At 72.7% G+C, this 17,298-nt stretch carries 18 protein-coding genes; 13 read left to right on the forward strand and 5 right to left on the reverse strand.

All coding sequences use genetic code 11. The annotated features are described in order from the left end of the window. The first annotated feature begins 23 nt into the window (after positions 1–23). Positions 24–1,115: a barbiturase gene (gene bar, locus F4562_RS27635; RefSeq protein WP_184541535.1), complete on the forward strand. Its 1,092-nt coding sequence runs from the start codon at positions 24–26 to the stop codon at positions 1,113–1,115. A gap of 88 nt (positions 1,116–1,203) precedes the next feature. Next, a complete protein-coding gene (locus F4562_RS27640; protein ID WP_184541534.1) occupies positions 1,204–1,758 on the forward strand; it encodes an SseB family protein in 555 nt (184 codons plus the stop codon). Here the strand turns inward: F4562_RS27640 and F4562_RS27645 are convergent. Beyond that, positions 1,679–2,698, reverse strand: a complete 1,020-nt coding sequence (locus F4562_RS27645; protein ID WP_184541533.1) for a cation:proton antiporter — start codon at positions 2,696–2,698, stop codon at positions 1,679–1,681. The genes F4562_RS27640 and F4562_RS27645 overlap by 80 nt on opposite strands. Further along, positions 2,677–3,669, reverse strand: coding sequence for a hypothetical protein (locus tag F4562_RS27650; protein ID WP_184541532.1), 993 nt, complete (start codon positions 3,667–3,669; stop codon positions 2,677–2,679). Before F4562_RS27650 ends, F4562_RS27645 begins: the two co-directional genes overlap by 22 nt. A gap of 289 nt (positions 3,670–3,958) precedes the next feature. On the opposite strand from F4562_RS27650, the gene F4562_RS36005 reads away from it, so the two are divergent. The 5 genes from F4562_RS36005 to aroQ all read left to right on the forward strand — a co-directional run bounded on the left by F4562_RS36005 (position 3,959) and on the right by aroQ (position 8,201). Next, positions 3,959–4,828, forward strand: a complete 870-nt coding sequence (locus tag F4562_RS36005; RefSeq protein ID WP_184541531.1) for a prepilin peptidase — start codon at positions 3,959–3,961, stop codon at positions 4,826–4,828. Positions 4,829–4,899: 71 nt separating this feature from the next. Next, positions 4,900–6,078, forward strand: coding sequence for a chorismate synthase (gene aroC, locus F4562_RS27660; protein WP_221206932.1), 1,179 nt, complete (start codon positions 4,900–4,902; stop codon positions 6,076–6,078). A gap of 29 nt (positions 6,079–6,107) precedes the next feature. Further along, positions 6,108–6,611, forward strand: coding sequence for a shikimate kinase (locus F4562_RS27665; protein ID WP_184541530.1), 504 nt, complete (start codon positions 6,108–6,110; stop codon positions 6,609–6,611). Continuing rightward, the gene (aroB, locus tag F4562_RS27670) at positions 6,608–7,684 is read left to right on the forward strand and encodes a 3-dehydroquinate synthase (protein ID WP_184541529.1); all 1,077 of its coding nucleotides are present in this window, start codon (positions 6,608–6,610) and stop codon (positions 7,682–7,684) included. The genes F4562_RS27665 and aroB overlap by 4 nt, the downstream gene beginning before the upstream one ends. Before the next feature lie 79 nt (positions 7,685–7,763). After that, positions 7,764–8,201 carry a type II 3-dehydroquinate dehydratase gene (gene aroQ, locus F4562_RS27675; protein WP_184541528.1) on the forward strand — a complete coding sequence of 146 codons (438 nt, stop codon included), beginning with the start codon at positions 7,764–7,766 and terminating at the stop codon, positions 8,199–8,201. A 37-nt stretch (positions 8,202–8,238) separates the two neighbouring features. On the opposite strand, the gene F4562_RS27680 is transcribed toward aroQ, so the two are convergent. Further along, a complete protein-coding gene (locus F4562_RS27680) occupies positions 8,239–10,347 on the reverse strand; it encodes an ATP-dependent DNA helicase (RefSeq protein ID WP_184541527.1) in 2,109 nt (702 codons plus the stop codon). A 263-nt stretch (positions 10,348–10,610) separates the two neighbouring features. Between F4562_RS27680 and F4562_RS27685 the strand changes: the two genes are divergently transcribed. Both F4562_RS27685 and F4562_RS27690 read left to right on the forward strand, forming a co-directional pair. After that, entirely contained in the window at positions 10,611–12,020 is a 1,410-nt protein-coding gene (locus tag F4562_RS27685) for a hypothetical protein (protein WP_184541526.1), read from the forward strand. A 200-nt stretch (positions 12,021–12,220) separates the two neighbouring features. Beyond that, positions 12,221–13,804 carry a Na+/H+ antiporter gene (locus F4562_RS27690; RefSeq protein ID WP_184541525.1) on the forward strand — a complete coding sequence of 528 codons (1,584 nt, stop codon included), beginning with the start codon at positions 12,221–12,223 and terminating at the stop codon, positions 13,802–13,804. Between the two features lie 309 nt (positions 13,805–14,113). Here the strand turns inward: F4562_RS27690 and F4562_RS27695 are convergent, their stop codons facing one another. After that, the gene (locus F4562_RS27695; RefSeq protein WP_184541524.1) at positions 14,114–14,986 is read right to left on the reverse strand and encodes an aldo/keto reductase family oxidoreductase; all 873 of its coding nucleotides are present in this window, start codon (positions 14,984–14,986) and stop codon (positions 14,114–14,116) included. 131 nt (positions 14,987–15,117) lie between these two features. Between F4562_RS27695 and F4562_RS27700 the strand changes: the two genes are divergently transcribed. Further along, the gene (locus F4562_RS27700) at positions 15,118–15,579 is read left to right on the forward strand and encodes a winged helix-turn-helix transcriptional regulator (protein WP_184541523.1); all 462 of its coding nucleotides are present in this window, start codon (positions 15,118–15,120) and stop codon (positions 15,577–15,579) included. Positions 15,580–15,728: 149 nt separating this feature from the next. Here the strand turns inward: F4562_RS27700 and F4562_RS27705 are convergent, their stop codons facing one another. Then, entirely contained in the window at positions 15,729–15,986 is a 258-nt protein-coding gene (locus F4562_RS27705) for a ubiquitin carboxyl-terminal hydrolase 14 (RefSeq protein WP_184541522.1), read from the reverse strand. Between the two features lie 130 nt (positions 15,987–16,116). On the opposite strand from F4562_RS27705, the gene F4562_RS27710 reads away from it, so the two are divergent. From F4562_RS27710 to F4562_RS27720, 3 genes are read left to right on the forward strand one after another with little or no spacing between them, the layout of a single operon-like run. Further along, on the forward strand, positions 16,117–16,518 hold the full coding sequence (locus F4562_RS27710; RefSeq protein ID WP_184541521.1) for a DUF8711 family protein: 402 nt from the start codon (positions 16,117–16,119) through the stop codon (positions 16,516–16,518). A 55-nt stretch (positions 16,519–16,573) separates the two neighbouring features. Beyond that, positions 16,574–16,915 carry a YidH family protein gene (locus F4562_RS27715; RefSeq protein ID WP_184541520.1) on the forward strand — a complete coding sequence of 114 codons (342 nt, stop codon included), beginning with the start codon at positions 16,574–16,576 and terminating at the stop codon, positions 16,913–16,915. Beyond that, a complete protein-coding gene (locus F4562_RS27720; RefSeq protein ID WP_184541519.1) occupies positions 16,912–17,235 on the forward strand; it encodes a DUF202 domain-containing protein in 324 nt (107 codons plus the stop codon). Before F4562_RS27715 ends, F4562_RS27720 begins: the two co-directional genes overlap by 4 nt. Positions 17,236–17,298: the final 63 nt, after the last annotated feature.

The raw sequence follows: 17,298 nt of genomic DNA on the forward strand, positions 1-17,298 counted from the left end.
GACCCGACTGAGAGGTGGCAGCGATGCCGGAACCGATTGAAGTGCGCAAGGTGCCCATCGAGAGCGTGACCGACGCCTCCGGGCTGGCCCGGCTCATCGACGACGGCGTGATCGAGGCGCACCGGGTCCTCGCGGTGATCGGCAAGACCGAGGGCAACGGCGGCGTGAACGACTACACCCGGATCCTGGCCGACCGGGCCTTCCGCGAGGTGCTCGCCGAGAGGGGACACCCCTCGCCGGAGAGCGTGCCGCTGGTGTGGTCCGGCGGCACCGACGGGGTGCTCAGCCCGCACGCCACGATCTTCGCGACCACGGCCGACGCCCCGCCGAGCGACGAGCCCCGGCTGACGGTCGGCATCGCGATGAGCGAGGTCATCCTCCCCGAGGACATCGGCCGCCCGGCCATGGTGGAGAAGGTCGCCGCCGGGGTCCGCGAGGCGATGAAGATCGCGGGGATCGACGACCCGGCCGACGTCCACTACGTGCAGACCAAGACCCCGCTGCTCACCCTGGCCACCATCAACGACGCCAAGTCGCGCGGCAAGGACGTGGTGATCGAGGACACCGGCCCGTCGATGGACATCTCCAACTCCACCACCGCGCTCGGCATCGCCGTCGCGCTCGGCGAGATCGAGACGCCCACCGCCGACCAGATCCACCGGGACCTGTCGCTCTACTCCTCCGTGGCCTCGTGCTCCTCCGGCGTCGAACTGGACCGGGCCCAGATCGTGGTCGTCGGCAACGTCCGCGGGGTCGGCGGACGCTACCGGATCGGCCACTCGGTCATGAAGGACGCCCTGGACGCCGACGGCATCTGGGAGGCCATCCGCTCCAGCGGCATCGAGCTGCCGGAGCGCCCGCACCCGTCCGATCTGGGCGGGCGGCTGGTCAACGTCTTCATGAAGTGCGAGGCCGACCCGTCGGGCCGGGTCCGGGGCCGGCGCAACATCATGCTGGACGACTCCGACGTGCACTGGCACCGGCAGATCAAGGCCACCGTCGGCGGCGTCGCGGCCAGCGTCACCGGCGACCCGGCCGTGTTCGTCTCGGTCGCCGCGGTCCACCAGGGCCCCAGCGGGGGCGGCCCGGTGGCCGCCATCGCCGACCTGGGCTGACGGCGGGGACGTCGGTGAACGCCTCCCGGCGGGGCCGCCGCCGGGCCGAGGAGACCCCCGGCCCTCACCGCGGGTAGGCTCCCGGTTCGTGCCCAGTATTCCGCAGCCCCTGGTCCCCGACGACGACGGCTCCGTCGCCGCCTCCGTGTCGTCCGCGCTCGCGGCCTTCGCCGCCGGGACGGCGCAGACCGGCGAGGTGGTCGCCGCGCTGAGCGGGGCCAGGCTGCTCGTCCCGGTGGTCGCCCTGCTGAAGGAGTCGGAGGTCGGCGCGCACGGGCTGCGGCAGGAGAAGGAGAGCGAGATGGCTCTCCCGAAGCTCGTCGGCGCCGACGGACGCGAGGCGGTGCCCGCCTTCACCGGGGTGGAGTCGCTGCGGCTCTGGCGGCCCGACGCCCGGCCCATCCAGGCCACCACCCTGCAGGTGTGTCAGGCGGCGGTGCAGGAGAACGCCGCCGCCGTGGTGGTCGACGTGGCCGGTCCGGTCCCGTTCGTGATCGAGGGGGCCTTCCTGCGGGCCCTCGCCGCGGTCGAGTCCGGCACCCTCGACCGGCTCGGCCCCGACGTCACCGTGGCACGGATGGAACAGGCCGCCGAGGCCCCCAGGCGTCGGCGGTTCGGTTGGCCATCGCGTGGACGAGGTTGACGGTCAGGATCGCCGGGGCGATCACGGCGACGAACCCGCCGAAGTCCCGCTCGAAGACCAGCGCGAGGATCACCGCCGTGACCCCGTTCTGCTGCGCCAGGCCCAGGTGGACCCGGTCGATCACCGGCAGGCCGCGGGTGAGCACCAGCGCGGCGACCATCTGCGAGGCGAACGCGGCCAGCCCGAGCAGCACCCCCATGGCCAGGTTCGTCCCCCCGACGAGCAGCAGGCCCATCAGGAACGCCGACAACGCGAACGCCGCGCTCACCGTGCGGCTCAGCCAGCGCGCGTCCGGCAGCCGCAGGTACAGTCCGGCGGTGGCCAGGCCCAGCATGAGGGAGCTCCACGCCGCCGACGCGACCGCGCCGGCCGCCGCCAGGTAGGTCAGCACCGGCGGGGCGTTGCGCACCAGCCGCCAGACCAGGTAGACCACCCCCGCGAACAGCGCGTTCAACCCCAGGTCGGCCAGGTAGGCGGCCGACAGACCGCCCGCCCCCGAGTCGCGCGCCAGCGCCGCCGCGTACACCGCCAGGACGATCGTCACCGGGTCGTCGAAGGACGACCACGCGCCGAGGATCGTCTTGGCCCGGTCGGAGAGCCGGTCGTCCCGCATCACGCCGGCGACCGAGAGCGGGTCGATCTGGGCGACCACCACCGCCATGATCAGTGACCGCGGGTCGCCCGAGACGAGGTAGACGACCCCGGCGATGAACGCCGCCTTGAGCAGCACCCCGACGGTGACCGCGAGCACGATCAGCCGGGAGTGCTCCCTGGCCTCGGCGCGGTCGATGCCGTGCGTGCTGCCGTACAGTCCGATCGCCAGCAGCAGGCCGCTGAACAGCACGTAGGCGCCCGAGTCCTCCAGGTTCCGCAGTTCGCCGAGTTCGGCGGCGAGCCAGCCCAGCCCGACGACGACGATCAGGAGCCCGATTCGGGCCAACGTTCACCTCTGGGTACGGATCGCAGGTGACCCCCGGGTTTCGAGGGCCGTTCCCGCTGGTTGAGCGGCGGAAGGGAGAAATGGCCGCGGATCATGTCCACGAGTTGGGCCATCTTGTCGTCGGCGACGCCCACCTTGCGCTGGTCGAGCGTCACGCCGATCAGGTAACGGGTCTCGTCGATCCAGTAGAAGTACAGGGCCCCGCGTTCCACGTCCAGGACGGTGCGGATGAGGGCACCGCCCTCGACCTGCCGCAGCTGCCGGTTGAGCCGCCCGGTGAGCCAGTTGAGCTGGCTGCCCGCCTTGAGGTAGAGGTCACGGCGCTTCTCCTGGTCGGTGTCGTGGAAGAAGTGCGCCAGATCGGCGTCGTCGAGCACGTCGGTGTAGAAGCAGCACCGCTGGTCGGCGTAGTAGGCCACGAAGTGCAGGTCGTCCTGGTCGACCATGGAGACGCAGCTGGCGAGCGCCTTCTCCACCGAGGGGCCGATGTCCGGCATGGTGCGGATCAGGATCTCCGACTCGCCGATCACCCGGCGCTTGGTCGCGGTGGGCGGCTGGCTCGCCCCGGCGTCCAGGTGCGGCAGGTAGAGACCCCGGCTGTACTGGAAGAGCAGGTAGGCGCCCGTGGCGACGGCGAAGGCGCTGACCCCCGCGGTGACCAGCCCGTGCACCTCGCCCGGCACCCCGCCGTCCCAGAGCACCGGGCCGAACGCCGCGACGAACCCCAGCACGCCCTCGCCCGCGGCGGTCACGGTCAGCGCGACCACCATCAGCACCGGCAGCCTGGCCCTGATCCGGCCGAGCACCGTGGCGACGAGGGCCAGCGTCGCGATGACCGAGATGACGGTGACCGCGCGGGCGACGTCGTACTCCTCGCCCTCGATGTACCAGGCGAGGATCTCCAGCAGCACGGGCAGGAGGACGAACGATGCGATCACCGCGGGCAGCTTGCTGAAACGGTCGGTGTTCAAGCGCTCCGGCCCTCCGGGGATAGGGGTGGTTTCAGCCTCTTTGATCATTCCAGGTCCGTCAATCACCCGTCGGGTCACCCCTGCCGACCGGCCGCCCGGGGACGGGCCCACCGGGCCGGCGTCCCGGCACCCCGCCGACCGGGCCCACCGGCGTCCCGCCGGGGACGGGAGCGCCGGGATCCCCGGTGCGCGGGACCCCGGAAGGTTATGGTCGCTCCGTGAGCGAGTACGCCCCCCGCCCCGCCCCCCTCGTGCGGCACCCGCGCCTCCTGCGCCTTCCGGTCGTCCCGTGAGCGCCGCGACGGCCCTGGCGTGCGCCGCGGCCGGGGTGGCCGGGGCGGCGATCGGCCTCTGGACACGCGGCGTGGTGGCCCGCCACTCCGCGGCGGGTGGCGCCGGGAACGCCGGGCAAGCCCACGGGGCCGGGAACGCCGGGCAAGCCCACGGCGCCAGGGAAGCCGAGAGGACCGGAAAAGCCGTCGGCAGGGCCGGGAGGGCGGACGGGAGCGGGGGCGGAGGGACCACCGGGGAGGGAGCCGGGGCCGGAGGAGCCGACGGGCCCTCACCGGAACCGCCCCGGTGGGGCCGGCCCCCCGCCGGGGCCGTGGAGGCGGTCACCGCCCTGGTGCTGGCCGCCCTCGCGCTGCGGGCGGCGTGGCCCGGCCTCCCCGCGGGGGCGGGCGGCACGCCGCTGGGCCGGGCCACCGAACTGCTCGCCTTCGGGTGGCTGGCGGTGGTCGCGGTCGCGCTGTCCTTCGTCGACGCCGCCACGCACCGGTTGCCCGACCGGCTCACCCTGGCCGCCTGCCTGGGGACCGCGGCCCCGCTCGCGGTGTCGGCCGCGGTGGACGGCCGGCCGGGCGACCTGCTCGGCGCCGGGCTGGGCGGCGTCGCGCTGGCGGGTTTCTACCTGGTGCTGTTCCTGGTCAACCCGGCGGGCATGGGGCTGGGCGACGTCAAGTTCGCCGGCGGCCTGGGCACCGCGCTCGGCTGGCTGGGCTGGGACGTCCTGGTCACCGGCGCCTTCCTCGGCCTGCTGGCCGGAGCCCTCCACGGGGCCGTCCTGATGGCCCTGCGCCGGGCGGGACGCAAGAGCGAGATCCCCTTCGGCCCCTCCATGGCCGCGGGCGCCCTGGCCGCCGTGCTCGGCGCGCTCTGACGGCCTCCCCCGTCGTCTCACCCAGTGAGCCGAGGTCATTCCAGTGAGCGACACGTGGAAGACTTGTCACCATGTTGCGCTGGTTGACCGCCGGAGAGTCCCACGGCCCCGAGCTCGTCGCGATCCTGGAAGGCCTGCCCGCCGGGGTGGAGGTGACCACGGCCGACATCGACAGGGCACTGGCCAGACGCCGCCTCGGATACGGCCGCGGCGCCCGGATGAAGTTCGAGCAGGACGTCGTCACCGTCGTGGGCGGCGTACGCCACGGCCGCACGCTCGGCAGCCCCGTCGCCATCCGGGTGGGCAACACCGAGTGGCCCAAGTGGGAGACCGTCATGGCGGCCGACCCGGTCGACCCGGCCGTGCTGGAGGGGCAGGCGCGCAACGCGCCGCGCTCACGCCCCCGCCCCGGCCACGCGGACCTGGCGGGCATGCAGAAGTACGGCTTCGACGACGCCCGGCCGGTGCTCGACCGGGCCAGTGCCCGTGAGACCGCCGCCCGGGTCGCGCTCGGCCAGGTGGCCCGCAGCTTCCTCAAGCAGGCTCTCGGCGTCGACATCGTCAGCCACGTCGTCTCGATCGGCGAGGCGACGGCCGACCGGGGCGTCCTGCCGGGCCCCGGCGACCTGGAGGCGATCGACGCCGATCCGGTGCGCTGCGCCGACCCGGCCGGCAGCGCCGCGATGGTCGCCGAGATCGACAAGGCCCACAAGGACGGCGACACCCTCGGCGGCGTCGTCGAGGTGGTCGCCTACGGCCTGCCGCCGGGCCTGGGCAGCTACACCCACTGGGACCGCCGCCTCGACGCCCGCCTCGCCGCCGGCCTGATGGGCATCCAGGCGATCAAGGGCGTCGCCGTCGGCGACGGCTTCGAGACGGCCCGCCGGCCCGGCTCCCGCGCGCACGACGAGATCGAGAACACCGCCGACGGCGTCCGCCGGATCACCAACCGGGCGGGCGGCGTCGAGGGCGGCATGACCAACGGCGAGCCGCTGCGCGTCAGCGCCGCGATGAAGCCGATCTCCACCGTCCCCCGGGCGCTGGCCACCGTCGACGTGCTGACCGGTGAGGCCGCCAAGGCCCACCACGAGCGCTCCGACGTGTGCGCGGTCCCGGCCGCCGCGATCGTCGCCGAGGCGATGGTCGCGCTCGTCCTGGCCGACGCGGCGGTGGAGAAGTTCGGCGGCGACTCCGTCGAGGAGGTCGCCCGCAACCTGTCCGGCTACCTCTCCTCGATGGTGATCAAGTGACTGGCTCCGAGACCGGCGGAGGAGGCGGCGTGGCCCCCCGAGTGGTGTTGATCGGCCCTCCGGGGTCGGGCAAGTCGACCGTCGGCCAGCTCCTGGCCGGCCGTCTCGGCGTCCCCTTCCGCGACACCGACGCCGACGTGGAGCGTGCCGCGGGCAAGTCCGTGAGCGACATCTTCATCGAGGACGGCGAGGAGACCTTCCGCGCGCTGGAGGCCGAGGCCGTCCGGCTGGCGCTGGCCGAGCACGAGGGCGTGCTGTCCCTCGGCGGCGGCGCGATCCTCGCCGAGGCCACCCGGGAGCTGCTGGCCGGGCACCGGGTGGTCTACCTGGAGGTGGGCCTGTCCCAGGCGGTCCAGCGGGTGGGCCTGGCCTCGGCCCGGCCGCTGCTCGTGCTGAACCCGCGCAGTCAGCTCAAGAAGCTGATGGACGCCCGCCGTCCCCTCTACGAGGGCCTGGCCGGACAGGTCGTCGCCACCGACGACCGCAAGCCCGAAGAGGTCGTCGACGAGATCATGGGAGGTCTGCTGCCGTGACCGTCTCCAGGATCAAGGTCGGCGGCGAGAGCCCGTACGACGTGGTGATCGGCACCGGCGTGCTCGGTGAGCTGCCCGGCCTGCTCGGCGCCGGGGTCCGCACCGTCGCGGTGGTCCACCCGGAGAGCCTGCCGGAGATCGCCCGCCCGGTCTGCGGCGCGATCGAGGCGGCCGGGTACGAGGTCGTGCCGCTGCCGGTGCCCGACGCCGAGCGGGCCAAGACGGTGGAGGTGCTCGCCGGTCTCTGGTCGGCGCTCGGCCGCGCCGGGGTCACCCGTTCCGACGCCGTGGTGGGCGTCGGCGGCGGGGCCACCACCGACCTGGCCGGGTTCGCCGCCGCCACCTGGCTGCGCGGCGTCAAGGTCGTGCAGGTGCCGACCACCCTGCTCGGCATGGTCGACGCCGCGGTGGGCGGCAAGACCGGCATCAACACCCCCGAGGGCAAGAACCTCGTCGGTTCCTTCCACCCCCCGGCGGGGGTGCTGTGCGACCTGGCCACGCTGGTCTCGGTGCCGCGCGAAGACTACGTCGGCGGTCTCGCCGAGGTCATCAAGGGTGGTTTCATCGCCGACCCGCGGATCCTCGCGCTCATCGAGGACGACCCGGAGGGTGCCACCCGGCCCGAGGGCCGGCACACCCGCGAGCTGATCGAGCGGAAGGTCCAGATCAAGGCCGACGTCGTCGGCGCCGACCTGCGCGAGGGCGGCCTGCGGGAGATCCTCAACTACGGCCACACCCTGGCCCACGCCATCGAGCGCGTGGAGGAGTATCGGATGCGCCACGGCGAGGCCGTCGCCATCGGCATGGTCTACGCGGCGGAGCTGTCCCGTCTGGCCGGCCGGATCGGCCCCGACCTCGTGGCGCGGACCCGGTCCATCCTGACCTCGGTCGGGCTGCCGACCTCCTACCGGCGTGAGGTCTGGCCGCAGCTCCGCAACCACATGCGCCTGGACAAGAAGAGCCGTGGCGCCAAGCTCCGCTTCGTCCTGCTGGACGACCTGGCGAGGGTCTCCCCGCTGGTCGACCCGCCGGAGGAGCTCCTGGCGGCGGCCTACCAGGAGATCGCCCGTTGAGCCCGGCTCCGGCCGGGCCGCGGACCGGGAACGTCGGCCGCGCGACCGGCGCGGCCATCGAGGAGCGGTGATCGACCCGATGAAATCCGTCTACGTGCTCAACGGCCCGAACCTGTCACGGCTGGGCACCCGCGAACCGGACGTCTACGGCGCGGAGAGCTTCGCCGACCTGAGCGCGCTCTGCCGGGACGCCGGCCGGGAGCTCGGTCTCTCGGTCGACGTCCGGCAGACCGACGACGAGGCCGAGATGCTGGGCTGGCTGCACGAGGCGGCCGACGGCAGGATCCCGGTGGTGCTGAACCCCGCGGCGTTCACCCACTACTCCTACGCGCTGCGGGACGCCGTCGCCCAGCGCACCGCGCCTCTCGTCGAGGTGCACATCTCCAACCCGGCCGCCCGGGAGGAGTTCCGGCACACCTCGGTGGTCGCCTCCGTGGCGACCGGTACGATCGCCGGCTTCGGCCTGCGGTCGTACGTGCTGGCGCTGCGGGCCATCGCCGACAGCCTCGCCGAGTGACCGGCCGGCGAGCCCGCACCGCCGGGGGCGTACCCGCCTACCCGTCGCCGAGCCGCCGCAGGGCACTGCGGACCTTGGCCGGGTCGTGGGTGGGCCAGAAGGGCGGCAGCGAGTCGCGCAGGAACCCCGCGTAGCGGGCGGTCGCCAGCCTGGGGTCGAGCACCGCCACCACGCCCTTGTCGTGCTGGCTGCGCAGCAACCGGCCCGCCCCCTGGGCCAGGAGCAGCGCGGCGTGGGTGGCGGCGACCGCCATGAAGCCGTTGCCGCCCTTGGCGGTGACATGGCGCTGGCGGGCGGAGCTGAGCGGGTCGTCGGGGCGGGGGAAGGGGATGCGGTCGATGATGACCAGCCGCAGCGAGGGGCCGGGCACGTCGACGCCCTGCCACAGCGACAGGGTGCCGAACAGGCACGTCGGCTCGTCCTCGGCGAACTGCTTGACCAGCAGCATCGTGGAGTCGTCGCCCTGGCAGAGCAGCGGCACGCTCAGCCGGTCGCGCAGGGCGTCGGTGGCGGCCCTGGCCGCCCGCATTGAGGAGAACAGGCCGAGGGTGCGTCCGCCGGCGGCCTCGATCAGCTCGGTGATCTCCTCCAGGTACGCCTCGGGCAGGCCGTCGCGGCCAGGCTGCGGCAGGTGCTTGGCGATGTAGAGGATGCCGCTGCGGGGGTGGTCGAAGGGGGAGCCGACGTCGAGGCCGGTCCAGCCGGTCCGGCTCCTGGCACCCTGTTTCTTCGGTTTCCCGGCGCGGCCCTCGCCGTCTCCGGTCTCTCCCGGGGTGTCCGTGACGTTCGCGTCGTCCGTGCCGTTCGTGCCCGCGGCTCCCAGCCCCCACTGGCGGGCCAGGCCGTCGAAGGCGCCGCCCAGGGCGAGCGTGGCCGAGGTCAGGATGACCGTGCGGTCGCCGAAGAGCTTGTCGCGGAGCATGCCTGCCACGGTCAGCGGCGCCACCCGCAGCACCGCAGGACGTCGGTCGGTTCCGGCCTCCAGCCAGACCACCTCGGCCCGGTCGATCTCCGAGGCGTGGCCGAAGGCGTCGAGCATGCGCTGCGCGGTGTCGTGGACCTCGTCCAGCGCGGTGAAGGCGGCCTTGCGCAGCCCCGCCGCCTCCGGGTCGTCCTTGTCGGCGTTGCGCGGGCCGAGGGCGGTGACGCACGCCCACGCCGAGTCGCGGATCAGCGTCAGGGTCAGCCCGAGCACCTGGGGCAGGTCGTCCAGGCGGCCGGCGGGGGCGGCGGCGAGCAGCGCCTTCAGGTCCTCCCCGGCCTCCAGGAGCCGGTCGGCGAGGTGTTGTTCGATCAGCTTGCCGACCCGGCGCACGGCCAGCGACACCATGGTCTCCGACAGTTCGCCGCTGACCACCGAGGTGACCCGGTCGACCAGTTCGTGGGCCTCGTCGACGACCACCACCTCGTGCTCGGGCAGCAGCGGCAGGTCCTCCATCGCGTCGATCGCGAGCAGCGCGTGGTTGGTCACCACCACGTCCGACTCGCCGGCGCGGGCGCGGGCCAGCTCGGCGAAGCACTCGGTGCCGTTGGGGCAGCGGGTGGCTCCCAGGCACTCCCGGGAGCTCACCGAGAACTGCCGCCACGCCTGCTCGTTGACGCCGGGGACGAGCTCGTCGCGGTCGCCCGTCTCGGTCTCGTCGGCCCACTCCTGGATGCGCTGGACCATCCGCCCGGTCGCGCTGGTCTCGCGGGGGTCGAAGAGCTGGTCCTGCTCCTCGTCGGGCCAGCCGGCGCTCGCCTTGTAGCGGCACAGGTAGTTGCGGCGGCCCTTGAGGATCGCGAACGTGGGCTCGTGCGGCAGCTTGGGGGCCAGGGCCCCGGCCAGGCGGGGCAGGTCGCGGTCGACGAGCTGGCGCTGGAGCGCGATCGTGGCGGTGGAGACGACCACGGCGCTCCCGGCGGTCATCGCGTGCCGGATCGACGGGATCAGGTAGGCCAGCGACTTGCCGGTGCCGGTGCCTGCCTGCACGGCCAGGTGCTCGCCCGAGTCGATCGCCCGTTGCACGGCTCGCGCCATGGTGATCTGCCCGGGGCGCTCGACCCCGCCCACCGCCTGGACGGCGGTGCTCAGCAGGTCCTCCACCGGTGGGATGTCCACCGTGGGGGAGACGTCATGGGATGAGGCGATGGAGTCGGTCGGCACGACAGCCAACCGTACCCGTTCGGCCCGACAACCGGGGCTGCTCCGGGGAGTCGCCGGGCGGACGCATACCCGCATTCCGGAACCCGGGGTTCCCCCGTCATGGCAGACTGGCTCGACCACCGGTCGGCGAATCCCCGAAAGGTCAAAGAAGATCTACCCTTCTGGTGTCATCAGGGCGGAAGATGGGGACGGAGAGACGGGTTCGGTAGGGTTTCCCGAGGTTGAGTGGACGAATAAAGGCTGGTTAAAGCACTATGTCCTCCATGTCGGAAGTTGTCCCGTTGCCGTCATTCGGCGAGGTGTTCTTTGACGAGCGCGGCCAGGAGCGGGTGCTCCGGGTCACCTGGCACGAGGGCACTCTGGTGCTGAGCCTGTGGCGTGGCGAGATGTGCACCGCCAGTTTTCGTATGCCCATGAGTGATGTGGGACGCCTGGTGGACACCCTCGACGAGGGCTTCGTCGAGGCCGGCGGGCAGTACGACGACGAGGTGGGCGAGCAGCCCGCCCACGCCGAGCACCAGACCTACGGTGAGTACCCCGGAACCGGTCAGTACGCCAGGCCGCGTCCCGAGGACTACGCCGAGTCCCCCCGGTACCCCGAGTCCCCCCAGATTCCCCAGCCGGCGCAGTACCCCGACTCCGCGCAGTACGCCGAGCCGGTTCCCCGTCCCGGACCGTCGCCGGAGGAGTCCCGCCCGGTCCCCGTCGTCGGCCCGAACGATGTGCTCGTCGCGCGGGGGAGCGCTCCGTCCCCCGACCGCCCGCAGGACCGGACCGGACCGCTCTACGGGTCCGGCGACGCCGTGCCGCGGGAGAACATGATCGTGAACGACGCGCTGCCCTACGGGCAGTCGCAGCCCGTCGAGCCGATGGCCGCCGGTTCCGGGGAGCCGGCCTACCAGCTCCCCGGCGACCACTACCCGCCCGACCGGCAGCCCGCCCCGTACGGTGACCGGCAGCCCGACCCGTACGGGATGACCGCCCCGCAGCAGCCCGGCGACCGGTACGGGATGACCGCCCCGCCGCAGGAGCCCGCCGACCGGTACGGCGTCGCGCCACAGCAGCCGGTCGACCCGTTCGCGCCTCCGGTCGTCCGGCAGCAGCCGGTCGACCCGTTCGCACCGCACGCCGAGCAGTTCCCGCCCCCCGCTCACCAGCCCCGCCCCGACCCGTACGGGCAGCCCGCCCCGCCGACCTCGACCGACCCGTACGGCTTCGCCGCCCAGCAGCAACAGCAACACCAGCAGCACCAGCCCGGTTACGCCTCTCCCCAGCAGGATCCCTACGCGTCCCCGCAGGATCCCTACGGCGGCGGTTACCCGGCGCCCGCCCAGCCCGGTCCCTACGCCTTCGGCGGTCAGCAGGCCGTCCCGCCGCAGCCGCCGTCCCATCCGGCCGGTCACCCGCCCGGTCATCCGGCCGACCTGCGTGACCTGTACGGCCCACAGGGCGGCTACCAGCAGGAGGTCGATCCGTCCGACCCGCTGGGACTGTTCGGCCAGCCGGCCCAGCCCGGCCCCGAACAGCGGATGCACCGCCCCTACGTCCAGGAGCCGCCGCATTCCACCGGCGAACGGCCCCGTCCCGAGCAGCGTTACGACGAGCAGCGCTATGACGAGCAGCGCTACGACGACCGCCGTCGCGACGAACGGGACGACCGCCGCGACTGGTGACGTCCTCGTGACCGGTGACGGCCCCGCGACCGGTTGCCGCCGCAGCCCCGCCGGCCGCGTGGGCGGCCGTCGGGGACCACAGCCGGGCCGCGTCGAGGACCACGACCGGTGCGTCGGGGACCACGGCCGCACCACACGCCGCCGGTGCGTGGGCGGTGCTCGGCGTCCCGTAGGCTGACCTCCGCTGACGGGGGGGTGAGATGGACCAGTCGACGGTGCTGCAAATGCTCCTCGTGCCGGTCATGGCGATCGCGGTGGCGGCGGTCGCCCGGCAGCGGGGATGGCCGGTCCCGCTGCTGCTGGTGCTCGCCGGCCTGGTGCTGTCGCCCGTGGTCCCCGACTACCAGCTCGACGCCGAGCTGGTCCTGCTCGTCTTCCTGCCCCCGCTGCTCTACGCGGCCGCGATCGAAAGCTCCTACCTGCGGCTGAAGGACGTCAGCAGGCCGGTCGCGCTGCTCTCGGTCGGCCTGGTGCTGTTCACCACGCTGGTCATCGGCGGGGTCGCCCACCTGCTCATGCCCGACCTGCCGCTGGCCGCCGCGTTCGCCCTGGGGGCGATCGTGGCGCCGCCCGACGCGGTCGCCGCCGTCGCGGTGGCCCGCAGGCTCGGCCTGCCCCGCAAGGTGGTCGCGATCCTGGTGGGGGAGAGCCTGTTCAACGACGCGACCGCGCTCACCGTCTACCGGGTGGCCGTCGCCGCCGCACTGGGCGAGGGGGTGAGCTGGTCCGCGGCGGGCGTCGAGTTCCTCCGGTCGGCGGCCGGCGGCGTGGTGGTGGGCGTCGCGCTCACCTGGATCCTCACCCGGGTGCTGCGGATGCTGCGCGACGCGCTCGTCGAGAACACCGTCATGCTGCTCATCCCGTTCGCGGTCTACCTCGCGGCGGAGAGCGTGCACGTCTCCGGCGTGGTGGCCGTCGTGATCGTCGGCCTGTCCATCGGTCATCTCATGCCCAGGGCGGCCTTCGGCACCCGGTTGCTGTCCGACGCGGTCTGGCGGGTCTTCGGCTTCTTCCTGGAGTCGATCGTCTTCGTGCTGATCGGCCTGCAGATGTGGCCGATCATGCGGAACCTCGGCGGGGCCGACCCGTGGCGGCTCGGCGGGATGGCGCTGGCCGTCTTCGCCGCCGCGGTGGCCTCCCGGATCGTCTGGGTCGTGCCCAGCATCTACCTGCCGCGGATCCTGTCCGGCAGGGTCCGCAGGCGCGAGCCGCATCCCCCGTCCTGGCAGAACGTGGCGATCGTGAGCTGGGCGGGCATGCGCGGCGTGGTCTCGCTCGCCGCGGCGTTCGCCATCCCGGAGGGCTTCCCCGGCCGCGACACGCTGCTCTTCCTCACCTTCGCGGTGGTGATCGGCACCCTCCTCGTGCAGGGGCTGACGTTCCCGGCTCTGATCCGCAGGCTGCGGGTCTCCAACGAGCAGGAGATCTACGGCGACAACCTGGCCGAGGCCGCCGCCCAGCAGGCGGCGGCCTCGGCCGCGCTCGCCCGGCTGGAGGAACTCGTCGCCGCCGGGGTGGGGGAGACCCACCAGGAGGTCGTCGACCAGCTCAGGGCGAAGTCGGAGCGGCGCACCCTCGGCGCGTGGGAACGCCTGGGCGGCGGCACCGGGCAGGAGGGCGAGGAGACGCCGAGCACCGTCTACCGGCGGCTCCGCAGGGAGATGCTCGCGGCCGAGCGCGAGGTGTTCGTCCGGCTCCGCGACGAGCGGCGCATCGACGACGAGGTGCTTCGCCGGGTCGTCCAGGATCTCGACTTCGAGGAGGCCATCCTGGAGCGCGACTGACACCGGCTCCGGATGCCCGCCCCGAGACTCGGCCGAGACCCGGGGGAGACCCGGCCGAGGCCCGGGGGAGACCCGGCCGAGACCCGGCCGAGGCCCGGGGGAGAGAACGAGCCGAGAGGGCACTACGCTGCGTAGGGCCTCTCACTGTCCCGAACAGGGGTCGTCGGCTATGTGACTTCCGCCCTGATCGTCGTCAGTCCGGCCGCGGGGAAGCGTGAGTCGCGGCCATGGATCGTGCCGGATCGTCGAATGCGCTGTGGTCCGGTCCGGGCACCGCCGACCCGGAAGCGGAACGCGTCATCCGGGCTGTCATCGGCCGATCTCGTCCAGTTCGGTGAGATCCTCGTCGGAGAGCGAGAGTCCCGCGCCTGCGACGTTCTCGCGAAGGTGCGCCACCGACGAGGTGCCGGGGATCAACAGGATGTTCGGCGACCTCTGCAGCAGCCAGGCCAGGGCGACCGACATCGGCGTCGCGTCCAGCCGGGAGGCCACGGCCGTGAGCGCCGACGACTGCAGCGGGCTGAAGCCACCGAGCGGGAAGAACGGCACGTAGGCGATGCCCTGCTCGGCGAGCTCGTCCACCAGGTCGTCGTCCTGGCGGTGGGCGAGGTTGTACATGTTCTGCACGCACACGATCGGGGCGATCGAGCGCGCCTCGGCGACCTGCTCCGCCGTCGCGTTGCTCACGCCGAGGTGCCGGATCAGACCCTGCTGCCGGAGTTCGACGAGCGTCTCGAACGCCTCGGCGAGCGAGCCGGGCTGGGGGCCCTGGGCGTCGCCGAGCCGGAGGTTGACCACGTCCAGCGTCTCGAGGCCGAGGTTCTCCAGATTGCGGTGGACGGCCCGGCGCAGGTCTTCGGGCCTGCGGGCCGGGGGCCAGCCTCCCTGCTCGTCCCGGACCGCGCCGACCTTGGTCACGATGTGCAGCGAGTCGGAGTACGGGTGCAGCGCTTCGCGGATCAGCTGGTTGGTGATGTGCGGCCCGTAGGCGTCGGCGGTGTCGATGTGGGTGATGCCGAGGTTGACGGCCTCGCGCAGGACGGCGAGTGCGCCGTCGTGATCGGCGGGCGGGCCCATGACCCAGGGGCCGGCGAGCTGCATGGCTCCATAGCCGAACCGGGTGACGGTCAGGTCACCCAGGGGCCAGGTGCCGCCGGGAAGCGAGGCGGGGGACGTGCTCATTACTTCGCCTTTCGCGTTGAGCCAGAGGGTGGTGCTCGATAGCGCGTTACCCCATCCTCGGGATGTAACTTCCCAATGGGAAGAAGGCACTTCACAGTGCGTAAGGCACTCGCAGGTGAGAGGAGCGGCAGATGGTGACGGTGACGGCGGCCCAGCAGAAGGAACAGGCCAGGGTGGGGTACAACGCCTTCGTGGAGGCATGCCCCAGCCGCAAGCTGCTCGACCGGATCTCCAACAAATGGGTCACGCTGATCCTTGCCGCGCTTGGCAGTGACAGCGCGCATCAGCCGGGCACCGACTGCGCCGGCGAGCCCCGGGCGATGCGCTACTCGGAGTTGGCCCGCCTGCTGGCCGGCGTCAGCCAGAAGATGCTCACTCAGACGCTGCGCTCGCTGGAGCGCGACGGCCTGGTGACCCGCACCGTGGTGCCGACCGTGCCCGTCACCGTCTTCTACGAGCTGACCGATCTCGGCCTGTCGCTGTACGAGATGATGCGGGGCCTCAAGGCCTGGGCCGAGGTGCATATGGACGATGTACTCGCCCACCGCGAGACCTACGACGCCCGCGTGGCCGAGAAAGCGCCGGGTAGTTGATCGGCTTCGTTCCGCAGCCCCCGGGTGGTGATCCTTGCGGAGTGCGGCTTCACAAGGATCACCGGCATGTGCGCCTGCGACCCCGCCTGCGACCCCGCCTACGACACCTCCCTGACCGATGCCCGGTGATCCGGCGCTTTCTCAGCGGTTCAGCCGATGACGCTGTCCACGTAGCACCATCGCCAGTCCTCACCCGGCTCGAACGAGGCGATGACGGGGTGGCCGCCCTCCTTGTAGTGGGCGGTGGCGTGCTTGTTCGGTGAGGAGTCGCAGCAGCCGACGTGCCCGCAGGACAGGCATTTGCGCAGGTGGACCCAACGGCTGCCCGACGCCAGGCATTCCTCGCACCCCTGCGGTGTGTTCGCCGGCATGTCGACGGCCTGCTGCAGGTGCTGACAGATCTTCATGGTTTCCCCCCTTGTTCGAGTTCCTGCGATGGTATGCCGGGGAGCCGCCGCGGGTGACGACCGCCTCCGCCGCTGGATCACGGTTCGCCACGAACGCGCCACGGCCCGTTCCGTTGGCTAGTGTCGAAGCATGCGACCCCTTACGCGACGAATCCCCGCCCTCGCCGCCTCGACGCTGGCCGCTGTCCTCATCACCACCGGCTGCTCGGAGTTCCAGGAGGTGAGCCAGGGCATCGACCAGGCCCAGCAGTGCGTGCAGGCCGCCGGTATCGTCACCGAGACGGTGTCGAAGGTCTCGGGGCTGCTCAACGACCCCGCCGCGATGGAGAAGGCGCTCAACGACGGAGCCGCCAAGCTCGGCGACGTGGCGGACAAGGCCGCCGACACCTCGCTCCGCGACGCCGCCGAGGGCATCTCCAAGACTCTGGAGGGCTTCACCGTCGACGATGCCAACAGCGCCGTCGACGCCGCGCAGAAGGTCGCCGCCGACTCGGTGAAGTGGGTCGAACAACTGACCAACGCGTGCGGCTGATCTGCGGAAATCCCGGGTTCTCGATGGGGAATGTCGCTGAAATAGCGTGATTCCCATGGAGACCGCCGACCGGGAACCGGACCCCCGGTTCACCCTCGCCAACGAACGCACCTACCTGACATGGCTGAGTACGTCGCTCGCGCTGAGCGCGGGTGGCGTCGCCATGGCCGCCGTCTCCGCCGACGTCTTCGTACCCTGGATGCGGACCCTCCTCGCCGTCGTCCTGGTCGCGCTGTCGGCGTTGTCGGCGGCGATGGCCTATCCCCGCTGGCGCCGCGTCCAGCAGGCGCTGCGCCGCTCCGCGCCGCTCCCGCCCCCGGCCATCGCGCCCCTGCTCGGCTACGGCGTCGCGGCGGTGGCCGTGCTCGCCCTGATGCTCATCCTGCTGTCGCGATGACCCGGTTGTGGGACGAGGGCCTGCAGAGCGAGCGCACCCGGCTCGCCTGGGTCCGCACCGCCGCCCTGCTCGCCGTGACCGCCCTGGGCGGCGCGGGCACCACCCTGCGCGCCGGGACGCCCGTGATCGCCGCCGTGCTCTTCGCCCCCGCGGCCTTCTGCGGCGCGCTCCTGCTGACCCACACGGGCGCCCGCTACCGTCGTGCCCAGGAGGCCCTGCACGGCGGCCGGCCGCTCGACGACCGGGCCGACGCCCTCGTCGCCTGGCTCGGCACCCTCACCGTGGTCGCCGGGGCCGCCGCCTTCGTGCTGAGCCGCTGAGGAGCCTTCGTGCCGAGCCGTCGAGCCGCTGGGGAGCCTCGTGCCGAGCCGTTGAGCCGCCTT

Source organism: Streptosporangium becharense (assembly GCF_014204985.1).
Taxonomy (GTDB): domain Bacteria; phylum Actinomycetota; class Actinomycetes; order Streptosporangiales; family Streptosporangiaceae; genus Streptosporangium; species Streptosporangium becharense.

Coding starts and splice junctions, on each gene's coding strand:
- bar (WP_184541535.1), top strand. CDS start 24: ATGCCGGAACCGATTGAAGTGCGCAAGGTGCCCATCGAGAGCGTGACC.
- aroC (WP_221206932.1), top strand. CDS start 4,900: ATGTTGCGCTGGTTGACCGCCGGAGAGTCCCACGGCCCCGAGCTCGTC.
- aroQ (WP_184541528.1), top strand. CDS start 7,764: ATGAAATCCGTCTACGTGCTCAACGGCCCGAACCTGTCACGGCTGGGC.
- F4562_RS27685 (WP_184541526.1), top strand. CDS start 10,611: ATGTCGGAAGTTGTCCCGTTGCCGTCATTCGGCGAGGTGTTCTTTGAC.
- F4562_RS27690 (WP_184541525.1), top strand. CDS start 12,221: ATGGACCAGTCGACGGTGCTGCAAATGCTCCTCGTGCCGGTCATGGCG.
- F4562_RS27695 (WP_184541524.1), bottom strand. CDS start 14,986: ATGAGCACGTCCCCCGCCTCGCTTCCCGGCGGCACCTGGCCCCTGGGT.
- F4562_RS27700 (WP_184541523.1), top strand. CDS start 15,118: ATGGTGACGGTGACGGCGGCCCAGCAGAAGGAACAGGCCAGGGTGGGG.
- F4562_RS27705 (WP_184541522.1), bottom strand. CDS start 15,986: ATGAAGATCTGTCAGCACCTGCAGCAGGCCGTCGACATGCCGGCGAAC.
- F4562_RS27710 (WP_184541521.1), top strand. CDS start 16,117: ATGCGACCCCTTACGCGACGAATCCCCGCCCTCGCCGCCTCGACGCTG.
- F4562_RS27715 (WP_184541520.1), top strand. CDS start 16,574: ATGGAGACCGCCGACCGGGAACCGGACCCCCGGTTCACCCTCGCCAAC.
- F4562_RS27720 (WP_184541519.1), top strand. CDS start 16,912: ATGACCCGGTTGTGGGACGAGGGCCTGCAGAGCGAGCGCACCCGGCTC.